General features: G+C 70.9%; 20 protein-coding genes. 11 read left to right on the plus strand and 9 right to left on the minus strand.

Translation table 11 applies throughout. The features are described from left to right. From ACILR4_RS12830 to ACILR4_RS12845, 4 genes are all read right to left on the minus strand, one after another. Positions 1-308: (2Fe-2S)-binding protein (locus ACILR4_RS12830; RefSeq protein ID WP_395701252.1), on the minus strand; the 308-nt coding region annotated here is incomplete at its 3' end. Positions 309-574: 266 nt separating this feature from the next. Further along, positions 575-1,123 carry a hypothetical protein gene (locus ACILR4_RS12835; protein ID WP_395701253.1) on the minus strand — a complete coding sequence of 183 codons (549 nt, stop codon included), beginning with the start codon at positions 1,121-1,123 and terminating at the stop codon, positions 575-577. Between the two features lie 196 nt (positions 1,124-1,319). Beyond that, positions 1,320-2,576 (minus strand): pyridoxal-dependent decarboxylase, exosortase A system-associated, encoded by a 1,257-nt coding sequence (locus ACILR4_RS12840; protein ID WP_395701254.1) that lies wholly within the window; start codon positions 2,574-2,576, stop codon positions 1,320-1,322. Further along, entirely contained in the window at positions 2,576-3,934 is a 1,359-nt protein-coding gene (locus ACILR4_RS12845; RefSeq protein ID WP_395701255.1) for a UDP-glucose dehydrogenase family protein, read from the minus strand. The genes ACILR4_RS12840 and ACILR4_RS12845 overlap by 1 nt, the downstream gene beginning before the upstream one ends. 176 nt (positions 3,935-4,110) lie before the next feature. Here ACILR4_RS12845 and ACILR4_RS12850 point away from each other — a divergent pair, with 176 nt between their 5' ends. Beyond that, positions 4,111-5,118, plus strand: a complete 1,008-nt coding sequence (locus tag ACILR4_RS12850; RefSeq protein WP_395701256.1) for an NAD-dependent epimerase — start codon at positions 4,111-4,113, stop codon at positions 5,116-5,118. A 3-nt stretch (positions 5,119-5,121) separates the two neighbouring features. Here the strand turns inward: ACILR4_RS12850 and ACILR4_RS12855 are convergent, their stop codons facing one another. Continuing rightward, positions 5,122-6,762: an acyl-CoA ligase (AMP-forming), exosortase A system-associated gene (locus tag ACILR4_RS12855; protein WP_395701257.1), complete on the minus strand. Its 1,641-nt coding sequence runs from the start codon at positions 6,760-6,762 to the stop codon at positions 5,122-5,124. Positions 6,763-6,973: 211 nt separating this feature from the next. Here ACILR4_RS12855 and ACILR4_RS12860 point away from each other — a divergent pair, with 211 nt between their 5' ends. The 10 genes from ACILR4_RS12860 (at position 6,974) to ACILR4_RS12905 (ending at position 18,590) form a co-directional block, all read left to right on the plus strand. Then, positions 6,974-7,225 carry an acyl carrier protein gene (locus ACILR4_RS12860; protein WP_395701258.1) on the plus strand — a complete coding sequence of 84 codons (252 nt, stop codon included), beginning with the start codon at positions 6,974-6,976 and terminating at the stop codon, positions 7,223-7,225. A gap of 48 nt (positions 7,226-7,273) precedes the next feature. Next, complete coding sequence (locus tag ACILR4_RS12865) at positions 7,274-7,924, plus strand: ABC transporter permease (protein WP_395701259.1); 651 nt, start codon at positions 7,274-7,276, stop codon at positions 7,922-7,924. 280 nt (positions 7,925-8,204) lie between these two features. Continuing rightward, positions 8,205-9,965 carry an ATP-grasp domain-containing protein gene (locus tag ACILR4_RS12870; protein ID WP_395701260.1) on the plus strand — a complete coding sequence of 587 codons (1,761 nt, stop codon included), beginning with the start codon at positions 8,205-8,207 and terminating at the stop codon, positions 9,963-9,965. Positions 9,966-9,980: 15 nt separating this feature from the next. Beyond that, a complete protein-coding gene (locus ACILR4_RS12875; RefSeq protein WP_395701261.1) occupies positions 9,981-10,766 on the plus strand; it encodes a sulfotransferase family protein in 786 nt (261 codons plus the stop codon). 20 nt (positions 10,767-10,786) lie between these two features. Further along, a complete protein-coding gene (locus tag ACILR4_RS12880) occupies positions 10,787-11,632 on the plus strand; it encodes a hydrolase 2, exosortase A system-associated (protein ID WP_395701262.1) in 846 nt (281 codons plus the stop codon). After that, positions 11,632-12,531, plus strand: a complete 900-nt coding sequence (locus ACILR4_RS12885) for a hydrolase 1, exosortase A system-associated (protein ID WP_395701263.1) — start codon at positions 11,632-11,634, stop codon at positions 12,529-12,531. Before ACILR4_RS12880 ends, ACILR4_RS12885 begins: the two co-directional genes overlap by 1 nt. Beyond that, positions 12,531-13,538: a glycosyltransferase family 2 protein gene (locus ACILR4_RS12890; protein WP_395701264.1), complete on the plus strand. Its 1,008-nt coding sequence runs from the start codon at positions 12,531-12,533 to the stop codon at positions 13,536-13,538. Before ACILR4_RS12885 ends, ACILR4_RS12890 begins: the two co-directional genes overlap by 1 nt. Before the next feature lie 27 nt (positions 13,539-13,565). Further along, positions 13,566-15,032 (plus strand): oligosaccharide flippase family protein, encoded by a 1,467-nt coding sequence (locus ACILR4_RS12895; protein ID WP_395701265.1) that lies wholly within the window; start codon positions 13,566-13,568, stop codon positions 15,030-15,032. A gap of 42 nt (positions 15,033-15,074) precedes the next feature. Further along, positions 15,075-16,736, plus strand: a complete 1,662-nt coding sequence (locus ACILR4_RS12900; protein ID WP_395701266.1) for an asparagine synthetase B family protein — start codon at positions 15,075-15,077, stop codon at positions 16,734-16,736. 60 nt (positions 16,737-16,796) lie between these two features. After that, complete coding sequence (locus ACILR4_RS12905; protein ID WP_395701267.1) at positions 16,797-18,590, plus strand: hypothetical protein; 1,794 nt, start codon at positions 16,797-16,799, stop codon at positions 18,588-18,590. Positions 18,591-18,612: 22 nt separating this feature from the next. On the opposite strand, the gene ACILR4_RS12910 is transcribed toward ACILR4_RS12905, so the two are convergent. From ACILR4_RS12910 to ACILR4_RS12925, 4 genes are read right to left on the minus strand one after another with little or no spacing between them, the layout of a single operon-like run. After that, positions 18,613-19,620 carry a polysaccharide deacetylase family protein gene (locus tag ACILR4_RS12910; protein WP_395701268.1) on the minus strand — a complete coding sequence of 336 codons (1,008 nt, stop codon included), beginning with the start codon at positions 19,618-19,620 and terminating at the stop codon, positions 18,613-18,615. After that, the gene (locus ACILR4_RS12915) at positions 19,617-20,945 is read right to left on the minus strand and encodes a putative O-glycosylation ligase, exosortase A system-associated (protein ID WP_395701269.1); all 1,329 of its coding nucleotides are present in this window, start codon (positions 20,943-20,945) and stop codon (positions 19,617-19,619) included. Before ACILR4_RS12915 ends, ACILR4_RS12910 begins: the two co-directional genes overlap by 4 nt. A 2-nt stretch (positions 20,946-20,947) precedes the next feature. Further along, positions 20,948-22,147 carry a glycosyltransferase family 4 protein gene (locus ACILR4_RS12920; protein WP_395701270.1) on the minus strand — a complete coding sequence of 400 codons (1,200 nt, stop codon included), beginning with the start codon at positions 22,145-22,147 and terminating at the stop codon, positions 20,948-20,950. Further along, positions 22,144-23,349, minus strand: coding sequence for a glycosyltransferase family 4 protein (locus ACILR4_RS12925; protein WP_395701271.1), 1,206 nt, complete (start codon positions 23,347-23,349; stop codon positions 22,144-22,146). Before ACILR4_RS12925 ends, ACILR4_RS12920 begins: the two co-directional genes overlap by 4 nt. Positions 23,350-23,351: the final 2 nt, after the last annotated feature.

Consider the following 23,351-nt stretch of genomic DNA (forward strand, 5'->3'; position numbering starts at 1 on the left):
GTGCAGAAGCCGCACTGCAGGCCATGGCAGGCGATGAAGGCCTGCTGCACCGGATGCAATTGCCCCTCACGCGCCAGCCCCTCGACCGTCGTCACCGAGCGGCCGTTGGCCTGCACCGCCAGCACGCTGCAGCTTTTCACGGCCTCGCCGTCCAGGTGCACGGTGCAGGCGCCGCACTGCGTGGTGTCGCAGCCCTGGTGGGTGCCGGTCAGGCCGAGCGGGCCGCGCAGCAGGTCGATTAGCAAGGTGGCGGGTTCGACGTCGGCGCCAACGGCGCGGCCGTTGACTTGCAGTTTCACGTTCACCATCGGGGGGGCCCTTCGTTCTTCGGTTGTCTGCCACGGCCCACAACGCGAGGCCGTTCCGATCGATGGTAGCGCGAGGGCTGCATCCGACGATGACGTCGGGCCATCAGCGCGCCGAAGGGGCAGGATCCAGGCTGTCGCGGTCAGCGGGGCTGCCGGCGTGCGCAGGGTCGGGCTGGCCCCGCGCGGGCCACCGCGCCGCCACCAGGGCCCCGATCAGTGCATCCCGTCCAGCCCTGCTGGAGCCACTCCAGCCTTCGCCGCCCGGCTCAGCGCTTGCCGCGCGGGCGACGGGCGGGGATCAGCGCGTCGTCGGTGGTCGGCACCTGGCCGGCCAGGCGATGGCGTCGGCCATGGCCGTGCGTTCCGCGCGAGAAGGAAATGGCAACAGCCAGCCCGACCGCGGCAAGCGCGACAGCCAAGAGCCATCGGCGGTATTCCCGCAACAGGCCGATGACCGACGTCAGGCGGGCCAGCAGGCCGCCCGCAGCCGCCTCGTCTCGGCCGCGCGCCCCATCCGCGGCAGACCGGCCATCTGCCACCGCCTGCAGGGTTTCCGGCTCGGCTTCCGCAATCGCTTGCTCTGCCGCTGTGCGAACACGCTTTTGCTCGGCAATGGCAAGGGCTGCGGCATCCCGCAGCAGGGCGTCACGCAGATTCTCCGCTTCAGGGTCGTCGGCACCGGCGCCGGAGGCCTTGCCGGACGCGGCCTTGGCGCGCCTGTCCCGCTCGGGCATGCTGGCCGCCGGGACCGGGGCGCTCGCCGCGAGCGGCGGCGAATCGATCAGCAAGTCGATGGCCCGATTGCCAGTGCTCACGCTCTCATAGCTGGCGGCCGACGCCGGCTCGGCCGTGGCCGTGGGTTCGCCTGCCCAAACGCTGGTCCCGGCCAAGGCCACCGCCACCCAGCACACATACCGCCCGATCATGGTTCCGAAGTATCCCGACTGCACGCCCCGAAGTATCCCGGCAGCATGCCCCGCTGTCACCCACCGAGGACGGGGGACTGCAAGGTCAGACCAGCACCTCCACGCAATGCGGGTGGCCCAGGAAGGCCTGCGGACTGGCGCTGGCGCCATAGGCGCCCGACTGGAACACCACGACCAGGTCACCGACCTGGGCCTGCGGCAGCACCATGCGGTCGGCCAGCAGGTCCAGCGGCGTGCACAGCGGGCCGACCACCGAAGCCCGTTCAGTGGCTTCGCCCCCCATGCGGTTGCCGATGGCCACCGGGTAGTTCTTGCGCACCACCTGGCCGAAGTTGCCCGAGGCCGAGAGATGGTGGTGCAGCCCGCCGTCGGACACGAGGAAGACCTGGCCGCGCGAGACCTTGCGGTCGACGATGCGGCAGACATACAGGCCGGCTTCGCCCACCAGGTAGCGGCCCAGTTCGATCGTCAGCGCGGCACCGGGCAGATCCTGCTGCGCGCGCTGCTGCAACCGCGCCAGGTTCTCGCCGATCGGGGCCAGGGTCAGCCGCTGCTCGCCCGGGAAATACGGAATCCCGAAACCGCCGCCCAGGTTCAACGCACGGATCGGCGCAGGTGCCGCCTCGGCCAGGCGCAGGGCCAGTTCATAGGCCTTCTGCTGCGCCTCGCAGATCGACTCGGCACGCAGGTTCTGCGAGCCGGCGAACAGGTGGAATCCTTCGAAGGCCAGGCCAGCGGCGCCGATGCGGGCGAGCAGGGTCGGCACCTCCTCGACATCGACGCCGAACTGCTTGGGGCCGCCCCCCATGCGCATGCCCGAGCCCTTCAGCTCGAAATCGGGATTCACGCGTACCGCCACGCGGGCCGGCAGGCCCAGGCGCTGGGCGGCATCGGCCAGCACGTCGATCTCGCGGAAGGACTCCACGTTGACGAGCACCCCGGCCGCGACGGCCTGCTGCAGCTCGATGTCACGCTTGCCCGGCCCGGCGAAACTCACTTCGGCCACGTCGGCACCGGCGTCGAGCGCCACCTTCAGCTCGCCGGCCGAGGCCACGTCGATGCCATCGACCAGGCCGACCATGTGGCCCACCAGTGCCGGCATCGGGTTGGCCTTCATCGCGTAATGCAGGCGCAGGCCAGCCGGCAGGGCAGCCCGCAGTTCGCCGACGCGACGATCCAGCAGGCTGCGGTCGTAGGCATAGAACGGCGTCTGGCCCACCCGGGCCGCCAAGCGCGTGATCGGCTGGCCATTGATCAGCAGCTCGCCGCTGCAGACCTCGAACTGGTCCATGGGCACATGGCGCGGCGCTTGGCTCGGCGCGGCCTCGTTCAGGTCGCTCATCAGCTGGCCTTCTGCGGGCTGGAAGCGCTGGCACGGCTGCCGCGGCCGATGCCGACGTACTCGATGCCGAAGCTGCGCACCAGCTCGGGGTCATACAGGTTGCGGCCATCGAATACCACCGGTTGTCGCAGGGTGGCAGCGATGGTCGGGAAGTCCGGATTCCGGAATTCCTTCCACTCGGTGACGATCAGCAACGCATCGGCACCGGTCAACGCTTCGGTCTGGTTGGCGGCAAAGCGCAGGCCCGGCGTGCCTTCCAGGGTACGGCGCGCTTCGTCGGCCGCCACGGGATCGTAGGCCTGGATCGCGGCGCCGCGTCGGGAGAGTTCGGCGATGACGACCCGGCTCGGCGCCTCCCGCATGTCGTCGGTATTGGGCTTGAAGGCCAGGCCCCAGACGGCAAAGGTGCGCCCCGCGAGGTTGTCGCCGAAACGTGCGACCACGCGCTCGACCAGCACGTGCTTCTGCCGATCGTTCGCATCCTCCACTGCATGCAGCACACCCAGCCGCAGGCCTTGCTCGTCTCCCGTGCGGATCAGGGCTTTCACGTCCTTCGGAAAGCACGAGCCGCCATAGCCGGTGCCGGCGTACAGGAAATGCGAACCGATGCGCGGGTCGCTGCCGATGCCCCGCCGCACCCACTCGATGTCGGCGCCCACGCGGTCGGCCAGCAATGCGAGTTCGTTCATGAAGCTGATGCGGGTGGCCAGCATCGCGTTGGCCGCGTACTTCGTGAATTCGGCACTGCGCACGTCCATCACGATCAGGCGATCGTGGTTGCGCATGAAAGGCGAGTACACCGCGCGCATCAGCCAGGTGGCGCGCTCGTCCTCGCTGCCGAGGATGATGCGGTCAGGCCGCATGAAGTCATCGACCGCAGCACCCTCTTTCAGGAATTCGGGATTGCTCACCACCGCATAGTCGAGCGCCACACCGCGCTCGGCCAGCGTCTCGCGGATCACCTCGCGCACCTTGTCGGCCGTGCCGACCGGCACCGTGCTCTTGTCGACAATCACCTTGTAGTCGGTCATGTGGCGGCCGATGTTCCGCGCAGCCGCCAGCACGTACTTCAGGTCTGCCGAACCGTCCTCGTCCGGCGGCGTGCCGACACCGATGAACTGGATCGTGCCGTGGCCGACCGCAGCGGCCACGTCCGTCGTGAACTGCAGCCTTCCGGCCGCGGCATTGCGGCGCACGATCGCGTCCAGCCCGGGCTCGTGGATGGGGATCTCGCCCCGCTGCAGCATCTCGATCTTGCGGGCATCCACATCCAGGCAGATCACGTGGTTGCCCATCTCGGACAGGCACGCGCCCGTCACCAAACCCACATAGCCGGCACCGACCACGGTGATCTTCATCGCAGCGCGCCTCCACGCGCGGTCTCGCTGTCCACGGAAGATCGCGGATTCTGCCTTCGGACGATGTCAGCGCGGTCACACGGCCGGGCCGGAGAGTGACACCTGACACGGATGCCGCGGCGCCGCGCCGCCGCAGGTCGACCAGAATGGCGCTCGCCAAGACCACGCATCGACCCATGGCCATCCTCCTCACCGGCGCCGCCGGCTTCATCGGCTCGCATGTCGCGCAGCTGCTGCTCGATCGCGGCGAACAGGTCTTCGGGCTGGACAACCTCAACGCCTACTACGACCCGCGGCTCAAGCAGGACCGACTGGCGCGCCTGCAGGGCCGGGAGGGCTTCTCGTTCGTGCAGATGGACGTGGCGGACCGGACCGGCATGGCCGCGCTGTTCGAACGCCAGCGCTTCGATCGCGTGCTGCACCTGGCCGCTCAGGCCGGCGTGCGGCATTCGCTGGTCGACCCGCATGCCTACATCGACAGCAACATCGTCGGCTTCACCAACATCCTGGAAGGCTGCCGCCACCATGGCGTGCGGCATCTGGTCTATGCCTCGAGCTCCAGTGTCTATGGGGGCAACGTCGCGATGCCGTTTTCGGAGAGTCACGGCGTGGACCATCCTGCCAGCCTGTACGCGGCCACCAAGAAGGCCAACGAGCTGATGGCCCACACCTACAGCCACCTGTTCGGGCTGCCGACCACCGGCCTGCGCTTCTTCACGGTGTACGGACCCTGGGGCCGGCCGGACATGGCGCTGTTCCTGTTCACCCGCGCCATCCTCGCCGGCGAACCGATCCAGGTGTTCAACCACGGCCGCATGGTGCGCGACTTCACCTACATCGACGACATCGCCGCCGGCGTCGTGCACACGCTGGACCGGCCGCCGCAGCCCGACCCGGACTACGACAGGCAGGCGGCCGACCCTGCCACCAGCTGGGCGCCCTACCGGGTGTTCAACATCGGCAACCACCAGCCGGTGCAACTGCTGGACTTCATTGCCGCCATCGAGCGGCACACCGGCAAGACCGCGATTCGCGAGCTGCGCGAGCTGCAGCCGGGCGACGTACCCGCCACGCATGCCGACGTCGCCAAGCTGCGCGACTGGACCGGCTTCCAGCCGGACACGCCCATCGACGTGGGCGTCGGCCGCTTCGTCGCCTGGTACCGCGACTACTACCGGGTCTGAGCGCTACGAGGCCTCGGCCGCCGCGGCGGTGGCCCGCGCCTCGCCCCAGCCGGTCGACAGCGCCTTGCGATCGATCTTGCCGTTCGGGTTGCGCGGCAGCGGTCCGGGCACGACCTCGACGCCGTGCGGCACCATGTACGCCGGCATGCGCTGCTTGCACTGTGCCAGCAGCGCCTGCACCTCCACCACCTGGCCGCCGGCCGGCGGCGTGACGATGACCTGGATCGCCTGCCCGAGCGCGGCATGCTCGACCCCGAAGGCCGCGCACTCGCCGATCAGGCCGGTGGCATACAGCACCTCTTCGACCTCGGTGGGGCTCACCCGGTAGCCCGAGGTCTTGATCATCTCGTCGCGCCGGCCGATGAAGTACAGGAAGCCTTCCGCGTCCCGGCGCACCGTGTCGCCCGAGAACACCGCGTATTCCGGCAGCTGCAGGCCCGCCTCGCGGCCGGCCACCCCCACCGGCATCAGGCGATAGCGCTCGGCGGTCTTCGCCGCGTCGTTCCAGTAGCCCAGGCCGACCAGCGCGCCGCGGTGCACCAGTTCGCCCGGCTCGTCGGCGGCACACTCGGTGCCGTCCTCGCGCAGCACCAGGATCTCCGCGTTCGGGATCGCCTTGCCGATCGAATCGGGCCGGCGGTCGACCTCCTCCGGCGGCAGGTAGGTGGAGCGGAAGGCCTCGGTCAGCCCGTACATCAGGAACGGCCTGGCATGGGGCACGCGGGCCCGCAGCGCCATCAGCGTCTCGCGCGGCATGCGCCCGCCGGTGTTGGCGAAGTAGCGCAGGTGTTCGTCGATGCCGGCCGGCCATTGCTGCTGCTGCAGCAGCTGCATGTACAGCGGCGGCACCGCCGTCAGGCCGGTGACCTTCTCGCGCGCCAGGGCCCGCAGCACGTCGCCGGGCAGCAGGTAGTTCAGCAGCACCACGCGGGCGCCGGCATGGAAGGCGGTCGTCAGCTGGCTGAAGCCGGCATCGAAGCTCAGCGGCAACGCCGCGAGCAGCGTGTCCTGCGGCCCGTTGCCCAGGTAGCTGGCGACGCTCTTGGCGCCGGCCACCATGTTGCGGTGGCTCAGCACCACGCCCTTGGGCTTGCCGGTGGAACCGCTGGTGTACAGGATGGCGCAGAGGTCGGTGTCGATCACCCGGTGGCCGGGCGCGGGCGGCGCGTCCAGCAACTCACCCCAGGTCTGCACCGCCACACCGGCCGGCAAGGTCGCAGCCTGTGCCGGCGCGCCGGTCAGCACCACCCGGCGCAGTGCCGGCAGCTCGCCCAGCAGCGGACCGAGCAGCAGGAATCGCTCCGGCGAGGTGATCAGCACCTGCACGTCGCAGTCGCGCGCGATGTAGCCCACCTGTTCGGGCTTGAGCAGCGGATTCATCGGCACCATCGCGCCCCCCGCCGCGGCGGCGGCGAAGCTGGCGACGACGGTTTCGAACCGTTTCTCCAGCCAGATGCCGACGCGGCCCGTGCGCGTCAGGCCCGCCTGCACCAGGCCCGCTGCACAGGCGGCCACCTGGGCCGCCAGCTGCTCGTAGGTCCTGCCTTCGCCGCCGTGAGTCAAGGCCGTGGCGCCGGGCGCGCGCGTGGCGGCGCGATCAATCAGCTCGTGCAGCAGCACGGCTTCGATGGGATGTGGGTTCATGCAAGGGCGCCCCGATGCGGGGTGCATCGATCAATGGCACCGACTGTAGGCCAGGGCCCGCCCGCGCAGGCGACCCGACCATGGACCGGGACCCACGCGGATCCGGGCAGCGTTAACAACACCACGACCGGCCAGACCCTCGGCCCGGCCGCCAGAGGACCGCTTCCTATAATTTCGCGCGTCGCCTCCGGGCAGCGGACAATGTATTCGCGTGAACACCCATACCGAAGTTCTCAATATCCTCGATGACGTGCTGAGCCTTGGCGGTCGCGCAAAGCGCTTCGACGCCGGGACGGCCCTGCTGGGCGCGCTGCCCGAGCTGGACAGCATGGCCGTGGTGACGCTGATCGGCACGCTCGAAGAGCGCCTGGGCGTCAGCATTGCCGACGACGACATCAGCGGCGAAACCTTCGAGACCGTCGGCAGCCTGGTGCGCTTCGTCGACGCGAAGCTCGCGGCCTGACGCGTCATGCGGCAGCCGCAGGCGGCGCTCGCGGCCATGGGGTTGGCCATGGCCATGGCCCTCGCGTCGACGCCGGCCTTGGCCGACGACGCGTGCGGCTCGCTGGTCAACAACTACGGACCTTTCGACTACCGTACCGACCGCACCAAGCTGCCGATCGTCGAACACCATCACTTCACGCCGCAGGTCGAGATGCTGCTGCGCGGCGAGAGCAACGCGTACTTCGAGGGCGACCTGATCTACACGTTGAACGCCTTCCCGAACCATCACCGGGCCTTGGCAGCCCTGATCAAGCTGGCCGAGCGCACCCATGCGCGCAGGCCGCCGCGGATGGACCGTTCGATCGACTGCTACTTCGAGCGCGCGATCCGCTGGCGCCCCGATGACGTGATCGTGCGCATGCTGCATGCGGATTACCTGATCAAGATGGGTTCGCCCGACGAGGCGGCGGTGCAACTGGCCTTCGTGGTGGAGAACGGCGGCGACAACCCGCTGACCTACCACAACGCCGGGCTGCTGTACCTGAAGCTCGGACGCCTGGAAGAAGCGGCGGCACAGGCCCGCAAGGCGCGCGAGCTCGGCTATCCGCGCACCGACCTGATCGATCAGCTGCGCGCCCAGGGCGCCTGGCGCGACGAGGCCGAACCGGGCAGCGCGGCTGCCTCGGCGCCGAGCGCGGCCAGCGCCGCCTCGCGCTGAGCGCGGCGGGCGCCAGCCCCTCGATCGCGGGGGGCCTCGCTGGCGCGATTGCCTTCCGTGCCGGACGCCACGCCTTTGCCACCACGCGGACGCGGGCGTTTCACCAATCCGGACAACAATCGTTGGCTTTGGCGGGCCAGGTCCCCAAGCCTCGCATCCGCCGCTGCCGCTTCGCCTGCGAACCTCAGTCCGTGCCCATCGCCGTTGTCCCCTGCAGGAATCCCCATCGCCAGCGCAGTGCACTGCCACGGGCAAGCCGTGGCGGCCGCGGAGCGCGGTCATGACCGCGACCGCGCCGCGGGCAGGATCCGTGCTGGTGCTCGATGGCGACCAGGGGTCGGCGCTGGCCGTCGCCCGCTCGCTGGGCCGGCGCGGGCTGCGGGTGCTGGTCGGCAGCGACGAGGACCGCCCGCTCGCGGGCCTGTCGCGCCACGTGCAGGCGTCCCTGCGCTACCCCGATCCGCTGACCGACGCCCCGGCCTTCGTCGACTGGGTGGCCGAGCGCCTGCGCGACGCGCCGGACACCTTGGTCATCCCGGTCACCGAACGCACCCTGGTGCCCTTGATGCGGCAGCGCGAGCGATTCGCCGAGTCGCAGCTCGCCATTGCACCCACGGCGGCGCTGGAGCAGGTGCTGGACAAGGACCGCACGGTGCGCCTGGCGCAGACCCTGGGCATCCCGGTGCCGCGCTCGATCGCGGTGAGGGATCTCGCCGAGGCCGCGACGGCCGGCGCGGCGCTGGGCTTTCCCGTCGTCGTCAAGCCGGCCCGCTCGGTCGGGCAGGACGCGCACCAGCGCGTGCCCTTGACCGTGAGCTATGCCCGCCAGCCGGCCGAACTCGCCACCCAGGTGCAGCATGCGCTGCGCTTCGGCGGCGTGATCCTGCAGGAGTACTTTCGCGGTGACGGCGTGGGCATCGAGGTCATCGTCGACCACGGCAAGGTGCGCTACGCCTTCCAGCATCGGCGCCTGCACGAGGTGCCGCTCACCGGTGGCGGCAGCAGCCTGCGCTGCAGCGAGCCGGTGGTGCCGGCGCTGCGCGAGGCGGCCGAGCAGCTGATGAAGGCGCTCGGCTGGCATGGCGTCGCGATGGTCGAGTTCAAGTACGACGCCGCGCGCCAAGCCTTCCGGCTGATCGAGATCAACGGCCGCTTCTGGGGTTCGCTGCCGCTGGCGCTGGCGGCCGGGGCAGACTTCCCGGCGATGCTGCACGAACTGCTCAGCACCGGGCGCATGGGCGACTGGCCGGCCGCGCGCGACGGCATCGTCTGCCGCCAGCTGGCGCGCGACGTGAACTGGCTCGAGCACGTGCTGCGCAAGGCGGCGCCTGAAGGGCTCGCCACGCTGCCCAGCGCCGGCCAGGTGCTGCGCGACTCGCTGCTGGTGTTGTCGCCACGCCATCGCTTCGACATCCAGTCCTGGACCGACCCCTGGCCGGGCCTGGTGGACCTGTGGCGACTGCTGCGCCACCAGGCCGGCCGGGTGCGCGAGCAACTGGTGCGGCGCTGGCGCCTGGCGACCGCGCGACACGCGGCCCGGCCGGGCGGTCGTGCGCAACGGCGCCTGGCAGAGGGCGGCGAAGTGCTGTTCGTCTGCTACGGCAACATCAACCGCAGCGCGCTGGCCTGTGCCGCCGCAGCGCGCCGCGGCGGCGCGCGCTGGCGCTTCGCCTCGGCCGGTTTCCATGCCACCGCGGGCCGGCCGGCCGATCCGGTGATGGTCGAAGTGGCCTCGGCCGCAGGGGTCGACCTCTCGGGCTGGCGCTCGTGCACGCTGGATCGCACCATGGTCGACCAGGCCGATGTGATCCTGGTGATGGAGCTGGCCCACCTGGACCGGCTGCACGCGGCGTTTCCGCAGGCCCGCGGCAAGGCCTTCCTGCTCGGCGCGCCGGTGGCCAGCGGGCCGGAGGTGCCCGACCCCTACGGCCAGCCGCGCGAGACCTACGAGCGCGTCAGCCGCCAGGTGCTCGCGGCCGTCGACCGCTGGTTCGGCGGCGCCGCCTCACCGCAACGGCCGCCAGCCCCGCCGCTGGCCTGAACCGCTACCGCCCCCATGTCGTTCCTGCACGCCCTGCTGCACAACCCGCGCCTGGTGCTGAAGCACCGCAACATCTTCCTGCTCAGCCACATGCGGGCCAACACCAGCCTGTTCGGCCACCTGCTGGGCAGCCATCCGCAGATCGAGGGCTACTACGAGATGCACATGGGCTACTACAGCTGGAAGAGCCTCTGGCGCCAGAAGCTGCGGCACTTCGCGACCCATGACGCCAAGCCCGAGGCCCGTTACATGTTCGACAAGGTGCTGCACGACGGCCATGCCGTGGCGCTGCCCCTGCTGCAGCGGCCCGACAGCCACACGATCATGATGCTGCGCTCGCCCGCGCAGTCGATCAAGAGCCTGGTCGTGCTGTACCGCGGCACCAGCCCGCAACTGCCCGAGGCGCAACCCGAGGGTGCGGCGCGCTACTACATCGACCGGCTCAACACGCTGGGCCGCATGGCCGCCCAACTGCCGCAACGCTACTTCTACCTCGACGCGGAATGCCTGGTGCGCGATACCGCGCCGACCCTGCAGGCGCTGTCCGACTGGCTGCGGCTGCCCACGCCGATCCCGACCGAGTACACCACCTTCAACAACACCGGACGTGGCGGCGCTGGCGACACTTCGGACCGGCTGAAGTCCGGCAAGGTCAGCGCGCAGAGCAATGACTATGGCGAGATCGAGGTGCCCGAGGCGCTGATGGCCGAGGCCGACGCCACCTACCGCCAGCAGCGTGCCCAGCTGATCCAGCTCAGCCAGCGTCACGTGGTGGCCCCGCCCGCCACCCACCGGCCCTGACGACGATCCCGCCGATGCCCATGGACAACCCTCGCCGCTCGATCGCCCGTCCGCAGTTCATCGAACTCAACGGGCGGCGCCTGTTCACGATGCAGATGCTGCCCACCGGTCCGGTGCGCGCCTCGGCGCTGTACCTGCCGCCGTTCGCCGAGGAAATGAACCGCTGCCGCGTCAGCGTGGCCGGGCAGGCCCGCGCGCTGGCCGCACGCGGCTGGCACGTGATGCTGCTGGACGCCTACGGCACGGGCGAAAGCACCGGCCGCATCGAGGACGGCGACTGGGCGCTGTGGCGCGACGACGCCCAGGCCGCCGCGCAGTGGCTCGCCCAGCACAGCGGGCATGTGCCGATGCTGTGGGGCATCCGCACCGGTGCACTGCTCGCCGCCGATGCGGTGGCCCAGGGCCTGCAGCAGGTGCAGCACCTGCTGCTGCAGCAGCCGGTGCTGGATGGCAAGCTGTTCATCAACCAGCACCTGCGGCTGCGCATCGCCTCGCAGCTGGTGCACGACACCGTGCGCGAGACCACCGAGGGCATCCGCCAACGCCTGGCCGCGGGCGAGGACATCGAGATCGCGGGCTACCCGCTCACGGGCCGGATGGCCGAGGGCCTGTCGGCCCGCCGCCTGGCCGACTGGACCGCGGCGCTCGCGCCGCGCCGCATCGACTGGCTGGAGATCGTCTCCAACGCCGAACAGGGGCTGGCGCTGCCCAGCCAGAAGCTGGTCGACCAGCTGCGCCAGGCCGGCGCCACCGTCAACACCGCCACCGTCGCCTGCCCGATGATCTGGCAACTGCAGGAGCCGGCCGATGCCTCGGCACTGCTGCAGGCCAGCCTCGCGCTGCTGGGCGAAGCCGGAGACGCCTGATGGCCGTCACAGAAATCCCCGTCGTCTTCCCTTGCGAGGGCCAGGAGCTGGTGGGCATGGTCCACCGGCCCGACCAGCCGCGGCGCCGCGGCCTGCTCACCGTGGTGGCGGGCGGCCCGCAGTACCGTGGCGGCGTCTGCCGCATGCAGGTGCAGCTGGCACGCGACCTGGCCGATGCCGGTGTCCCGGTGATGCGCTTCGACTACCGTGGCATGGGCGACAGCGAGGGCAGCTTCCGCGGCTTCCAGCACGTGGGCGCCGACCTGAAGGCCGCCGTCGAGACCTTCCGCGCCCAGGTGCCCGAGCTCGAGGAAGTGGCGCTGTTCGGCGGCTGCGATGCCGCCTCGGCCGCGATGATCAACGGCTGGCACCTCGAGGGCGTGACCGGGCTGGTGCTTGGCAACCCCTGGGTGCACTCCACCGAAACCAGCGACGCGGTCACCGTCAAGCACTACGGCCGCCGCCTGCAGGACAAGGACTTCTGGCTCAAGCTGCTGCGCGGCCAATACAACCCCTGGCCGGCCGTCGTCACGCTCGTCCGGGCCGCGCTGGCCCGGGTGCGCCGGCTCGTGGCGCCCAGGCCGGCTGGCGCTGCGCCGCAGCGCGAGGCCGATGACCTGCACCTGCCCTTCGAGCAGCGCATGTGCCGGGGCCTGGCCCGCTTCCGCGGCGACGTGATGATGCTGATGAGCGGCCGCAGCCTGCTGAGCAAGGAGTTCGACGAGCTCGTCGCCAGCCGGCCGGACTGGCAGCAGGCCCTGCGCAGCCCGCGCAGCTTGCAGCGCCACGAACTGCCGGAGGCGGACCAGGCCTTCTCCGCCCTCCAGACACGTCGCGAAGTCAACCAGCTCGTGCTGGCCTGGATGCAGCGCGCTGCGGTCACGTCCAAGGAGCCTTGATGCCCAAGCCGCTGATCTCCGTCGTGCTGGCCACGCGCGACCGCGCCGGACTGTTCCAGGAGGCGCTCGACTCCGTGCTGGGCCAGCGCTACGACAAGCTCGAGATCGTCGTCGTCAGCGACGGTTCCAGCCCCGAGCAGCTGGCGCTCTACCAGCCGGTCTGGGACGCCGCGCGTGCGCGCCTGGGCGAGCGCTTCAATGCCCACTGCCTGGTGCGCCGCCCCAAGGGCCACGGCCAGAGCTACTCGCTGAACTACGGCACCGCGCAGGCCCGCGGCGACTACGTCTGCTTCCTCGACGACGACGACAAGTGGACCGACCCGGAGCACCTGTCGCGCGTGGCCGCCGCGATCGACGCCGCCGCGGCGCAGGGTCGCACGGTCGACCTGTACATGGCCAACCAGGACGCCTGGGCCACCGGCGAGCGGCACGTCGGCACGCTGTGGCTGGGCACCCTGGCGTCCGAGCTGCAGGCCCGTGGCCGCTCACCTGACGCGTCAGGCTGCTACGAGGTGAGCGTCGAGGACCTGATGGCCTCGACCGGCTTCTGCCACCTGAACTGCCTGACCGTGCGGCGCGCGCTGTTCGAGCAGGTCGGCGGCATGGACGAAGGCATCCGCTGGGAGTGCGACCGCGACCTGTACCTGAAGCTGATCGACGCGGCCGGGCTGATGCTGCACCACCCGCAGGTGATGGCCTACCACCGCGTGCCCGACCCGACCAAGAGCAACAACATGACCACCGCGCTGGGCATGGTCGAGAAGCGGCTGCTGCAGAGCATCGTGCTCGACCGGGCGATGGTGCGGGCCCGCCATCCGGCCATCCGCCGCCACGCGCGCGAGCACAAGGGCTACGCGCTCAAGCGCATCGCGCAGGAGCTGGCCGGTGTCGGCGACTGGACCGGCGCGCGCTACTACGCCGGCCAGGCGCTGGGCGCCACGCCCGGCCTCAAGTGGGCCGCCTTCTGGCTGCGCTGCGTTCTGCGCAGCCGCTTCGCGCGGGCCTGAGCGCCGCCCGCGCAACGACACCAAGCCATGGCTGCACTCCGGCGCTCGATCGCACTGTCTGCCGCGCAAAGCTACATCGGCGTCGCGCTGCAGCTGCTGTCGACGATGGCGCTGTCGCGCATCCTCACGCCGGCCGAGGTGGGCGTGTTCGCCGTGGCCACCGCGTTCGCGGCGCTGGCCACCAACTTCCGCGACTTCGGCATCGCCGAGTACCTGATCCAGGCGCGCGAGCTCGGCGAGCAGCAGATCCGCGCGGCCTTCGCGGTGAACATCTTCATGTCCTGGGCGATGGCGCTGCTGCTGTTCGCCGGATCGGGCTGGGTGGGCGAGTTCTATCACTCGGCCGTGGTCGCCGACGTGATGCGCGTGCAGGCCATGAACTTCTTCGTGATCCCGTTCGGCGCCATCAACATGGCCTGGTTCCGACGCGAGATGAACTTCAAGCCGCAGTTCGTGGCCGGCGTGCTGTCCGACAGCGTGTCGCTCGCCCTGGCGGTGCTGCTGGCGCTGCGCGGCCATGGCGCGATGAGCCTGGCCTGGGCCTCGTTCGCCTCCAATGCCACGACGGTGCTGATCTCGGTGTACTTCCGCCCCGCGCACTTTCCGCGCCTGCCGGGCTTCAAGGGCATTCGCGAAGTGCTGCAGTTCGGCGGCTTCGCCAGCGGCATCTACCTGCTGGCCCAGTTCGGCCGCAGCGCGCCCGAGCTGGTGATCGGCCGCGTACAGGGCGTGGCCGACGTCGCGATCTTCAGCCGCGCCGGCGGCCTGGTGCAGCTGTTCCGCCAGATGGTGCTGCGGGCCATCATGCCCGTGTGCATGCCCTACTTCGCGAAGTCGGTGCGCGAGGAAGGCAACGTGAACCAGGCGTACCTGCGCGGCATGGCGATCTTCACCGTGATCGGCTGGACCTTCCTCGGCTTCCTCGCGCTGGCGGCCTTCCCGGCCATCCGTATCGTCTATGGCGACCAGTGGACCGCCGCGGTGCCGCTGGCGCGCGTGCTGTGCGTGGCCGGCGCGATCGAACTGGTGCACCAGTTGTCCAAGGAGGCGCTGATGGTGCAAGGCGGCGTCAAGCTCGCCAGCCGCCTGCAGGCGCTGCAACAGGCGGTGCAGCTGATCGGTCTGGCCGCGGTGATTCCTTTCGGCCTGCCCGGCGCCTGCTGGGGCCTGCTGGCCTCGCAGCTGGTCGGGCTGGTGCTGGCCCAGTGGCACATGCACGTGGGCACGCAGTGGCGCCTGCGGCAGCTGTGGCAGGCTTGCCGCGAAAGCCTGGTGGTCAGCGCCGCCGCGCTGGCGCCGATGGCGCTGCTGGAAGCCCTGTGGCCCGGCACCGAGGCCAACTACCTGCGCCAGATGCTGCTGGGCGCTGCCTGCACCATCGTGGTCTGGCTGTGGGTGCTGCGCGCCAGCGGCCACCCGCTGTGGACCGAGATCGACACCGTGGCCGCGCCGGCGCTGCGGCGCCTGCTGCGCCGCCCGGCCACCACCGACTGACACCGCCCCTCTTCGCCAAGGCCATCCGCCGCCACCCCGACGATGACGACCTCCCCGACCCTCTGCCTCGGCTCGCCCCGCTTCCCCGCAGAAGTCGCCGCGCTCGGCGACGACGCCGCGCGCTGGCGCGCGCTGATCGCCCGCCACGGCCCGCAGGCCGCGCCCGCGCTGGTCGAAGGCGACTTCGCGGTCGCGCTGACGCTCGACGACGGCAGTGCCTTCCTGGCGGTGGACCGCTTCGCGGTGCGCACGCTGTGCTATCGCACGAAAGGCGTGGCCATCGAATGGGCTGCCCGCGCCGATGCTCTGGCGGGCGCAGGCGCCGATCTGGCGCCGCAGGCGCTGTTCGACTACCTCTACCTGCACGTCGTGCCCTCGCCGCAGACCGTGTTCGCCGACGTGCTGCGGCTGCCGCCCGGCCATGTGGGCCTGTGGCGCGACGGCCGGCTGTCGGTGCAGCCCTTCTGGGTGCCGCGCTTCTCGCCGACGGACAAGCCCGACTTCGGCGCGCTGCGCGACGAGTTCCGCGGCCTGCTGCGCCAGGCCGTGCAGCGCCAGCTCGACGGCAGCAAGCCCGCCTGCTTCCTCAGCGGCGGCACCGACAGCTCCACCGTCGCCGGCATGATCGGCGAAGCGGCCGGACAGCCGGCCGTGTGCTACTCGATCGGCTTCGAGGCAGAAGGGTACGACGAGATGGCCTACGCGCAGCTCGCGGCCCGGCACTTCGGCTGCGAGCACCGGCAGATCTACTACACGCCCGAGGATCTGCAACGCGACATCCCCGAGGTGGCCGGCTGGTACGACCAGCCCTTCGGCAACTCGTCGGCCTTGCCGGCCTTCCACTGCACGAAGACGGCACGCGCCGACGGCGTGACCCGCCTGCTGGCCGGCGACGGCGGCGACGAGCTCTTCGGCGGCAACTCGCGCTATGCGACACAGCGCCTGTTCGGCCACTACCAGCGGGTGCCCGGCTTGATCCGCCGCGGCCTGCTGGAGCCCTTCTTCGGCCTGTCGCTGGTGGCCGCCACGCCGGGGCTCAAGAAGGGCAGCAGCTACATCCGCCAGGCCAACACGCCGCTGCCCGACCGCGCGCAGGACTACAACCTGATGCGCCGCATCGGCTACGACACCGTGCTGTCGCGCGACTTCATGGCCCAGGTGCGCAGCGCCAGCATCGACGAGCAGCTGCGCCAGGTCTGGGCGCAGGCCGAGAGCGCCGACGAGATCGACCGCCACCTGGCCTTCGACTGGCGCTTCACGCTGGCCGAATGCGACCTGCCCAAGGTCGTCGGCACCGCGACCATGGCCGGCGTCTCGGTCGGCTTCCCGATGCTCGACGACGCGCTGCTGGCCTTCTCGATGCGGCTGCCGCCCGACTACAAGGTCCGCGGCCCGGCGCTGCGCTGGTTCTTCAAGGAAGCGCTGCGCGGCTTCCTGCCCGACGGCGTGATCACGAAGAAGAAGCAGGGCTTCGGCCTGCCCTTCGGCGTGTGGATGGTGCAGCACGAAGGGCTCAAGCGCCTGGCCGCAGACGCGCTGTCGTCGCTGGTGGCGCGGGGCCTGGTGCGGCCGGAGTTCGGCAGGCAGTTGCTCGATTCGCTGCTGCCGGCGTACCCGCACTACTACGGCACGATGGCCTGGATCCTGATCATGCTGGAGCACTGGCTGCGCCGGCATGCGCCCGACTGGCGCTGCGACCGCTGAGCCTGCCGACGGCGCCCTGCCTGCTTCCCTTTCCCCGACCTGCAGCCTCCGAGAAGCCCCATGCGCGGATTCATCGTTCTGTTCGATACCGAACCCCAGGCAGCACGGCCCGCGGACGACCCGCTGCTGCAGCGCCTGCGGCAGTGGACCGAGGCCAGCCCCGCCGGGCAGCTGCTGCACGCGCAGCTGCCCGCCTGCAGCGTCTACCGCTACGGCAGCGACGCGGTGGTGCCGGCAGACTTCAACCAGCACCTCGTCGTGGGGCCGGGCGCGCTCACGCTGTGGACCGGTCCACGCGTCGACCTGACGCCCCCCGCGCTGCTCGCGGCGCCCGCCAGCCACCAGCCGGCCGAGCAGCTGAAGGCCGCGCGCGAGGCCTCGCGCCTGCTGGACTCGGCGGTGTGCGTGAGCTACCGCGCCGACACGCACACGCTGCAGGTGCGCACCGACGCCCTCGCCTCCACGGCGGTGTACTGGGTGCGCAGCGGCCGCTGGCTGCTGGTGTCCAACGCATCGCTGATGCTGGCGCGCCTGGCCCGCTGCGCGGTCGATCCGGTCGCGGCTTCCGAATTCCTGGCCAGTGGCTCGATCTACGGCAACCGCGCGCTGTACGCCGGCGTGCAGAGCCTGCCGCCCGCGAGCGTGCTGGTCTTCGGCGCCGGCAGCGCCGGGCCGGCCGGCGAGGCGTACTGGCCGCTGCATGCGCTGCCCTTCGGCAGCCTGTCGCTGCAGCAGGCCCGTGACCAGATCATCGCCGAGCTCGACGAGGACTTCGCGACGCTGGACGCCACCGGGCGCCACTTCATCGCCGACCTGACCGGTGGCTACGACTCGCGCACCAACCTCGGCTTCGCGCTGCGCAAGCTCAAGCGCTTCGAAACCACCGTGTCGGGCACGCCGCAGGACGAGGACGTGGTGCTGTCGTCGCAGCTGGCGCGGCAGCTCGGCCTGAAGCACACGGTGATCGCGCCGCCGGCCGACGACGATGGCCACTGGGCCGCCCGGCTCGATGCCGCGACGCTGGCCACCGACCTCGAGTACGACATCGTCGAGTACGCGCGCATCTACCACGCGCAGACACGCTTCGACCAGCTGCGCCAGCCCAGCATTCATGGCTCCATCGGCGACATCGCCCGCAACTACCTGCTGCGCCCCGAGTTCTGCAATGGTGGCCCGGAAGGCGGACTGATCGTCGAGCCGCTGATCGCACAGCGCTTCCGCAGCCTGATTCCCGCGGCGATGGGCCGGCCCGGGCTGCCTATCGCGCAATGGGAGCAGCACATGCGCGAACGCATCGCGCTGCACGACCGGCCCGAGCTGCCGGTCTACGCGCGCCTGGACATCCTGTACCTGCGCATGCGCATGCAGTTCTGGCAAGGCCGCATCGCCAGCTCGACCAACCGCTACCGCGCCAGCTTCTCGCCCTTCGTCAACCGCCGCGTGGTCGAGGCCATGCTGTGCCCGGGCTGGCGCGAGCGTGACCACCAGATGCTCAGCCGCGTGCTGCTGAAGGCGCTGCACCCGGGCCTGGGCCGCGTGGTCGTGTCGCGAGGCGCGCCGGCCGGACCGGGGGTGATGGACGTGCTGGCCGGCCTGCCGACCCGGATGCGCTACTACGCCAGCCGCGTGGCGGTGCGCCTGGGCCGCGTGCCGGCCAGCCCGGTGGCCGCCAGCGCCACGCAGCTGCTGTGGCCAGGCTGGGAACAGACGCTGGCGCCGGTGCTGCTCGACGAAGCCATCGCCGGCCTCACCCAGCCCGGCGGACTGGCCAGCCAGCCGCAGGTGTTCGGCCGCCTGATGTCGCTGTCGCGCACGCGCCGGCTGCTGGACACCTGGCCGCCACGACCCTTGTGAGCCGCGGCCAGGCGCGCCGGCCTCAGGCGCCGCCGGACTGCAGCGCGGTGCGGAAATTCCGCGTCCGGCGCTTCGCCGCCAGCGAGGGCAGCCAGGACCACGGCGACGGGTTCCACGGCGTGTAGCGCGGCAGCTGGAACGGGTCCTGCCCGGGGCGCGCAACGCCCGAGGCGGTGGTCACAGCGGCCTCGAACCCGAGCCGCCGTGCCATCGCGACATGGCGCAGGTCGTAGTCCCGATCGGGCAGGCCGTTCGGGTAGGCCAGCAGCGTCACGGGCTGGCCGGTCAGGCGCCGCAGTTCGTCGCGTCCGTCCCGCAGTTCGGCCTCGGCCTGCGCATCGCTCAACTGGCAGAGGATCGGATGGTGCACGGTGTGCGCACCGATCTCCATGCCCGCGGCGCCCAGCGCCTGCAGCTGCCGGCGCGACATCATCAGGTCGTCGGGCAGGCTCGACGGCTGGCACTGCCGCTGCAGTTGGGCCAACAGGGGCGCGCGCTGCTCGGTGCTGCGGAACTTGACGACCGGGATCACCTTCTCGATGGCCGCCGCGCGTTGCGCCGGGCTGCCGAGCGGGAGCCGGCCGAGCCCGAGCACACCGAGGTCGACCTCGGGCAAGGGGCTGCGGCGGATGCACTCGATCACCGTGTCGTTGAACATGCGGCCGCCATCCAGGAAGCCTGTCGCGACGAAGAAGCAGGCCCGCAGGCCGTGCCGCTGCAGGATGGGCAAGGCGATGTCGTGGTTGTCGGCGTAGCCGTCGTCGAAGGTGATCGCCAGCGCACGCGGCGGCAACGCACCCTGCTGCAGCAGGCGCACCGCCTGTTGCAGGGGCAGCACCTCGAAGCTGCGCGCCACCAGCGCCATCAGGCGGTCGAATCGCGCCGCATCGACCTCGGCCGGGAAGATCGGGTCGGGACGGGCCAGCACGCGGTGGAAGGTGAGGATCGACAGGCTGGGCCCGCTGACGACCGACAGGGCCTGGGCGGCCCAACGCCCGCCGACGGCCAGGACCGCATCGACCAGCTTCATTTCACGCCGGACAGGCCCAGCGCCCGCCCGTCCGCGGCCCGACGAGCCGGGGACGCGGCCCTGGCCTTGGAATCCTGCAGCTGGCAACGGCACAGCGTGACGAAGATCAGCAGGTAGTACGGCAGGTCCACGTTCATCAGCGACAGGAACGCGCCCCCGACGCAGTAACCGATGGTCGACACCTGGCACATGCGCAGCAGCAGCGGCATCCAGTCCTTCAGCTCGGGCACTTCCGCCGCTTCGCGCGCCATGCGCGACGCGGCGAACCACAGCCAGATCCAGATCGACACGAACAGCGCCAGCCCGACGAAGCCATGCTCGCCCAGCGCCTGCATGTAGATGCTGTGGGCGACCCACGCCAGCCCCGCGAAACCGGCGAACTGCGGATCCTGCGGTGCATAGCGCGCAAACACCTCGAGGTTGTCGGCACGGAAGCCGGCCCCCACCAGCGGGCGGTCCATCGCCACGTTCAACAGCGTGCGCCAGGTGTAGATGCGCGACATCGCCGAGCCTTCCTCCTGGTGGTCGCGGATGGTTTCCATGCGCGCGGTCCAGGAGTCGGGCATGAAGGCGATGGCCACTGCCAGCACCAGCACCAGGCCGAGGGTGAACCGGAACGGATGCTTGCTCTTGGCGCCGAGGAACAGTGCCATCGCCAGCAGCGCGATCAGCGCGCCGCGCGACTGCGAGCCCAGCGCCGACGCGATCATCAGCACCATGCAGGTGCCCAGCAGCAGCCGCACCCACCTGCGCGCGGCCGTCTCGCGCAGGTAGTACACCAGCGGCAGCAGCATGATGGTCGCGACCGCCAGCGCGTTGTTCTCCTCGAGCATGCTGCCGGGCGGGCCCCAGACCTTGCTGCTGCCGCCGGTGGCGATGGTGAAGATGCCGCCCTTCACCGCGAAGAATCCCACCGACAGCACCACCACCCACACCAGCCGGTCGATCTGCTCGCGGCCGCGCAGCATCATCATCATCAGCAGCAGCATCAGGATGATCTTCGAGACGAAGATCCAGCGCTCCAGCACCAGGTCTGGCGGGTTGATCGAGAAGATCGAGGTCACCGACATCCAGGCCCACAGCAGCATCAGCGTCACCACCCCGCCGTTGATCGGCAACGGCTTGCGCTCCTTCGACAGCGGCAAGGTGATCAGCGAGATGGCCGCCGAGATCATGGCCCAGGGCACCGAGAACGCGAACCCGTAGGTCATGCGGTGCGGATTCATCAGCGACAGCCAGGTCCACAGGTAGGCGCCGTATTCCAGGTGGCGCAGCGCCTTGATCATCAGGTAGATAAGCACCAGGACGAGGACGATGTCGCGCATGATCAGTGCCGGCTGGCGAGCCGTTCGAACAAGGCCTGCTGCGCCGCACTGGTGCGGTCCCAGCCGAAGCCGGCGGCATAGCGCCGAACGTCCGCCCGTGCCGGCGGCGCTGCGAGCACGGACTCGATGGCCTGCTCGAAGGCCTGCGGCGTGCGTTCGGCCACCACGCGCCCGGCCTCGGGCGCCTGCACGATCTCGCGCACGCCACCGACATCGCTGGCCACCACGGGCGTGCCGCAGGCCATGGCCTCGAGCAGCACGTTGGGCCAGCCTTCACGGCTGGAGCCGAGGATCAGCACGTCGGCCGCGCTGTACCAGCGCGCCAGCGTCTCGTTCGGCACCGTGCCGACCCAGCGCACCGCGTCTTCGACCTTCAAGGCGCGGGCACGCTCGCGCAGCAGCGCCTCGTCCGGCCCGGCGCCGATGACGAGCAGCTGGGCCGCGGGCCGCCGCAGGCGCAGCCGCGCCAGCGCCTCGATCGCCAGCCACTGGCCCTTGTGCTCATGCAGGTTGCCCACGGTCAGCAGCACCGGACCAGCGGCAATGCCCAGGGCCTGCCGCATCGCCGCCGGGTCGTGGGCCGAGAAGCGTTCCATGTCGACGCCATTGGGCATCACCTGCAGCCGCGCCGGATCGAGCCCCAGGCCGCGCATGCGCTGCACCAGCGCCGCGGACACGCCGATGGAAGCCGCCGCGCGCGCACCGGCCCAGCGGATCAGCCGCCGCGGCCACCAGTGCTGCGGGATCTGGTTGATGTCGCTGCCGCGCGCCGTCACCGTGACCGGCTTGCCGAAGTGCGCGCCCAGCAGCGCGGCGGCCACGCCGTCGGGGTAGTAGTAGTGGGCATCGATCACGTCGAAATCGAAGCCTTCGGCGATCAGCCGGCGCACGGTGCCGCGCGCGCCCAGCGCCAGCAGGAACGGCGCCAGGGACATGCCCACCTTGGGCGGCAGCAGGTAGCGCGGGTGGTAGACCTCGACGCCGGCGCGCTGTTCGCGGCGTGGCGTGCGAGCGAAGCGCGCATAGCTGCCCCAGCGCGCACTGGTCGAGGGGAACCAGGGCACCGGCGCCACCACGCGGGTCTCGACCTGGCCGGCGCGCAGCAGCTGGCTCAGCCGCGTCTCGACAAAGATGCCATGCGTCGGCCGCTCGGCGCTGGGGTACAGCGTCGAGAACAGCAGCGTGCGCACCGGCCGGCTCATGGCTGCGGGGCCGCACCCTTGAGCGCCGACAGCGGCGGCTCGCCCCGCTTCAGCGCGGCGGCCAGGCGCACGGCGCAGGCTGCATTGGCGTGCCAGGTGAGGCCGAGCCGGGCGATGGTGCGCGCCGAGCCGGCGGCGATGCGCTCGCGCAGCGCATCGTCGCGGCTCAAGGCCGTGAGTGCGGCCTCCAGGCCACCAGGGCGCTGCGGGTCGAACAGCAGCGCGTTGTCGCCATCGGTCAGCACCTCTTCGAGGTTGGGCTGGCGCGGGCCGACCACGGCCTTGCCCAGCGCGAGGTACTCGAACAGCTTCAGCGGCGAGGCATAGGCCACCACCGCCGGCTGCAGCGCGATATCGAAGGCGGCCACGTGCGCCGGCACGTCGTGGCGCGGCACCAGCCCGGTGAAGCGCACGCGCGACTGGATGTCGAGCCGGCGCGACAGCGCTTCCAGGTCGGCACGCGCCGGCCCGTCGCCCACCACCAGCAGCCGCGCCTGCGGCGGCGCGTCGGGACCGGCCAGCCAGTGCAGCACGCGGTCCACGCCATGCCAGTCGCGCACGAAGCCGGTGAAGCCGAGGATCAGCGCGTCGCTCCAGCCCAGCGCAGCCTTGGCCTGCGCGGGCGTGGGCGCCTGCGCGAAGTGGGCCTCGTTGATGCCATTGGGCACGACCACGATGCGCTCGGCCGGCACGCCGCGGGCGCGCACATGGCTGCCGAGCACGCCGGTGACCGGCAGCACCACGTCGGCGCCACGCCAGACCACCCCCTCGGCCCAGCGGCCGAGCCAGGGCAGCCCGAGCCCGCCGAACTTCATGCGCTCCTCCACCAGCGGCGCATTCACCTCCAGCAGCAGCGGCAGCCCGAAGCGGCGCTTGATCATCAGCCCGGCCAGCAGGTAGAGGTTGTAGCGCTCGTACACCGCGTCGGGCCGGAACTCGCGCACCGCGCGGGCAAGCTTGCGGTACGCGACCAGCGAGTAGCCGAGTTCGAGCAGTTCGTACAGCGCCTTGGGCAGGCGCGCGCGCAGGCGCTGCACCCAGCCGACATCGGTGCCCAGCTGGGCGCCGCCGTCGGCGGCCGGCATCTCGGGCGCCACCACGCGCACCTCGTGGCCCTGCGCGCGCAGCGCCTCGATCATCTCCTCGATGTGGACGGCCTGGCCGTCCTTGGAGGCGGTGCGGTGGTGGTACAGGATCTTCAAGA

Origin of the sequence: Aquabacterium sp., from assembly GCF_044226965.1 — a bacterium.
In the GTDB taxonomy this organism is placed as follows: domain Bacteria; phylum Pseudomonadota; class Gammaproteobacteria; order Burkholderiales; family Burkholderiaceae_C; genus Pseudaquabacterium.

What these genes read in the sequence shown, in the direction of transcription:
- ACILR4_RS12875 (WP_395701261.1), top strand. Translation starts at nt 9,981, where the DNA reads ATGTCGTTCCTGCACGCCCTGCTGCACAACCCGCGCCTGGTGCTGAAG.
- ACILR4_RS12905 (WP_395701267.1), top strand. Translation starts at nt 16,797, where the DNA reads ATGCGCGGATTCATCGTTCTGTTCGATACCGAACCCCAGGCAGCACGG.
- ACILR4_RS12920 (WP_395701270.1), bottom strand. Translation starts at nt 22,147, where the DNA reads ATGAGCCGGCCGGTGCGCACGCTGCTGTTCTCGACGCTGTACCCCAGC.
- ACILR4_RS12890 (WP_395701264.1), top strand. Translation starts at nt 12,531, where the DNA reads ATGCCCAAGCCGCTGATCTCCGTCGTGCTGGCCACGCGCGACCGCGCC.
- ACILR4_RS12845 (WP_395701255.1), bottom strand. Translation starts at nt 3,934, where the DNA reads ATGAAGATCACCGTGGTCGGTGCCGGCTATGTGGGTTTGGTGACGGGC.
- ACILR4_RS12900 (WP_395701266.1), top strand. Translation starts at nt 15,075, where the DNA reads ATGACGACCTCCCCGACCCTCTGCCTCGGCTCGCCCCGCTTCCCCGCA.
- ACILR4_RS12915 (WP_395701269.1), bottom strand. Translation starts at nt 20,945, where the DNA reads ATGCGCGACATCGTCCTCGTCCTGGTGCTTATCTACCTGATGATCAAG.
- ACILR4_RS12865 (WP_395701259.1), top strand. Translation starts at nt 7,274, where the DNA reads ATGGCCATGGCCCTCGCGTCGACGCCGGCCTTGGCCGACGACGCGTGC.
- ACILR4_RS12855 (WP_395701257.1), bottom strand. Translation starts at nt 6,762, where the DNA reads ATGAACCCACATCCCATCGAAGCCGTGCTGCTGCACGAGCTGATTGAT.
- ACILR4_RS12840 (WP_395701254.1), bottom strand. Translation starts at nt 2,576, where the DNA reads ATGAGCGACCTGAACGAGGCCGCGCCGAGCCAAGCGCCGCGCCATGTG.
- ACILR4_RS12870 (WP_395701260.1), top strand. Translation starts at nt 8,205, where the DNA reads ATGACCGCGACCGCGCCGCGGGCAGGATCCGTGCTGGTGCTCGATGGC.
- ACILR4_RS12910 (WP_395701268.1), bottom strand. Translation starts at nt 19,620, where the DNA reads ATGAAGCTGGTCGATGCGGTCCTGGCCGTCGGCGGGCGTTGGGCCGCC.
- ACILR4_RS12880 (WP_395701262.1), top strand. Translation starts at nt 10,787, where the DNA reads ATGGACAACCCTCGCCGCTCGATCGCCCGTCCGCAGTTCATCGAACTC.
- ACILR4_RS12895 (WP_395701265.1), top strand. Translation starts at nt 13,566, where the DNA reads ATGGCTGCACTCCGGCGCTCGATCGCACTGTCTGCCGCGCAAAGCTAC.
- ACILR4_RS12850 (WP_395701256.1), top strand. Translation starts at nt 4,111, where the DNA reads ATGGCCATCCTCCTCACCGGCGCCGCCGGCTTCATCGGCTCGCATGTC.
- ACILR4_RS12885 (WP_395701263.1), top strand. Translation starts at nt 11,632, where the DNA reads ATGGCCGTCACAGAAATCCCCGTCGTCTTCCCTTGCGAGGGCCAGGAG.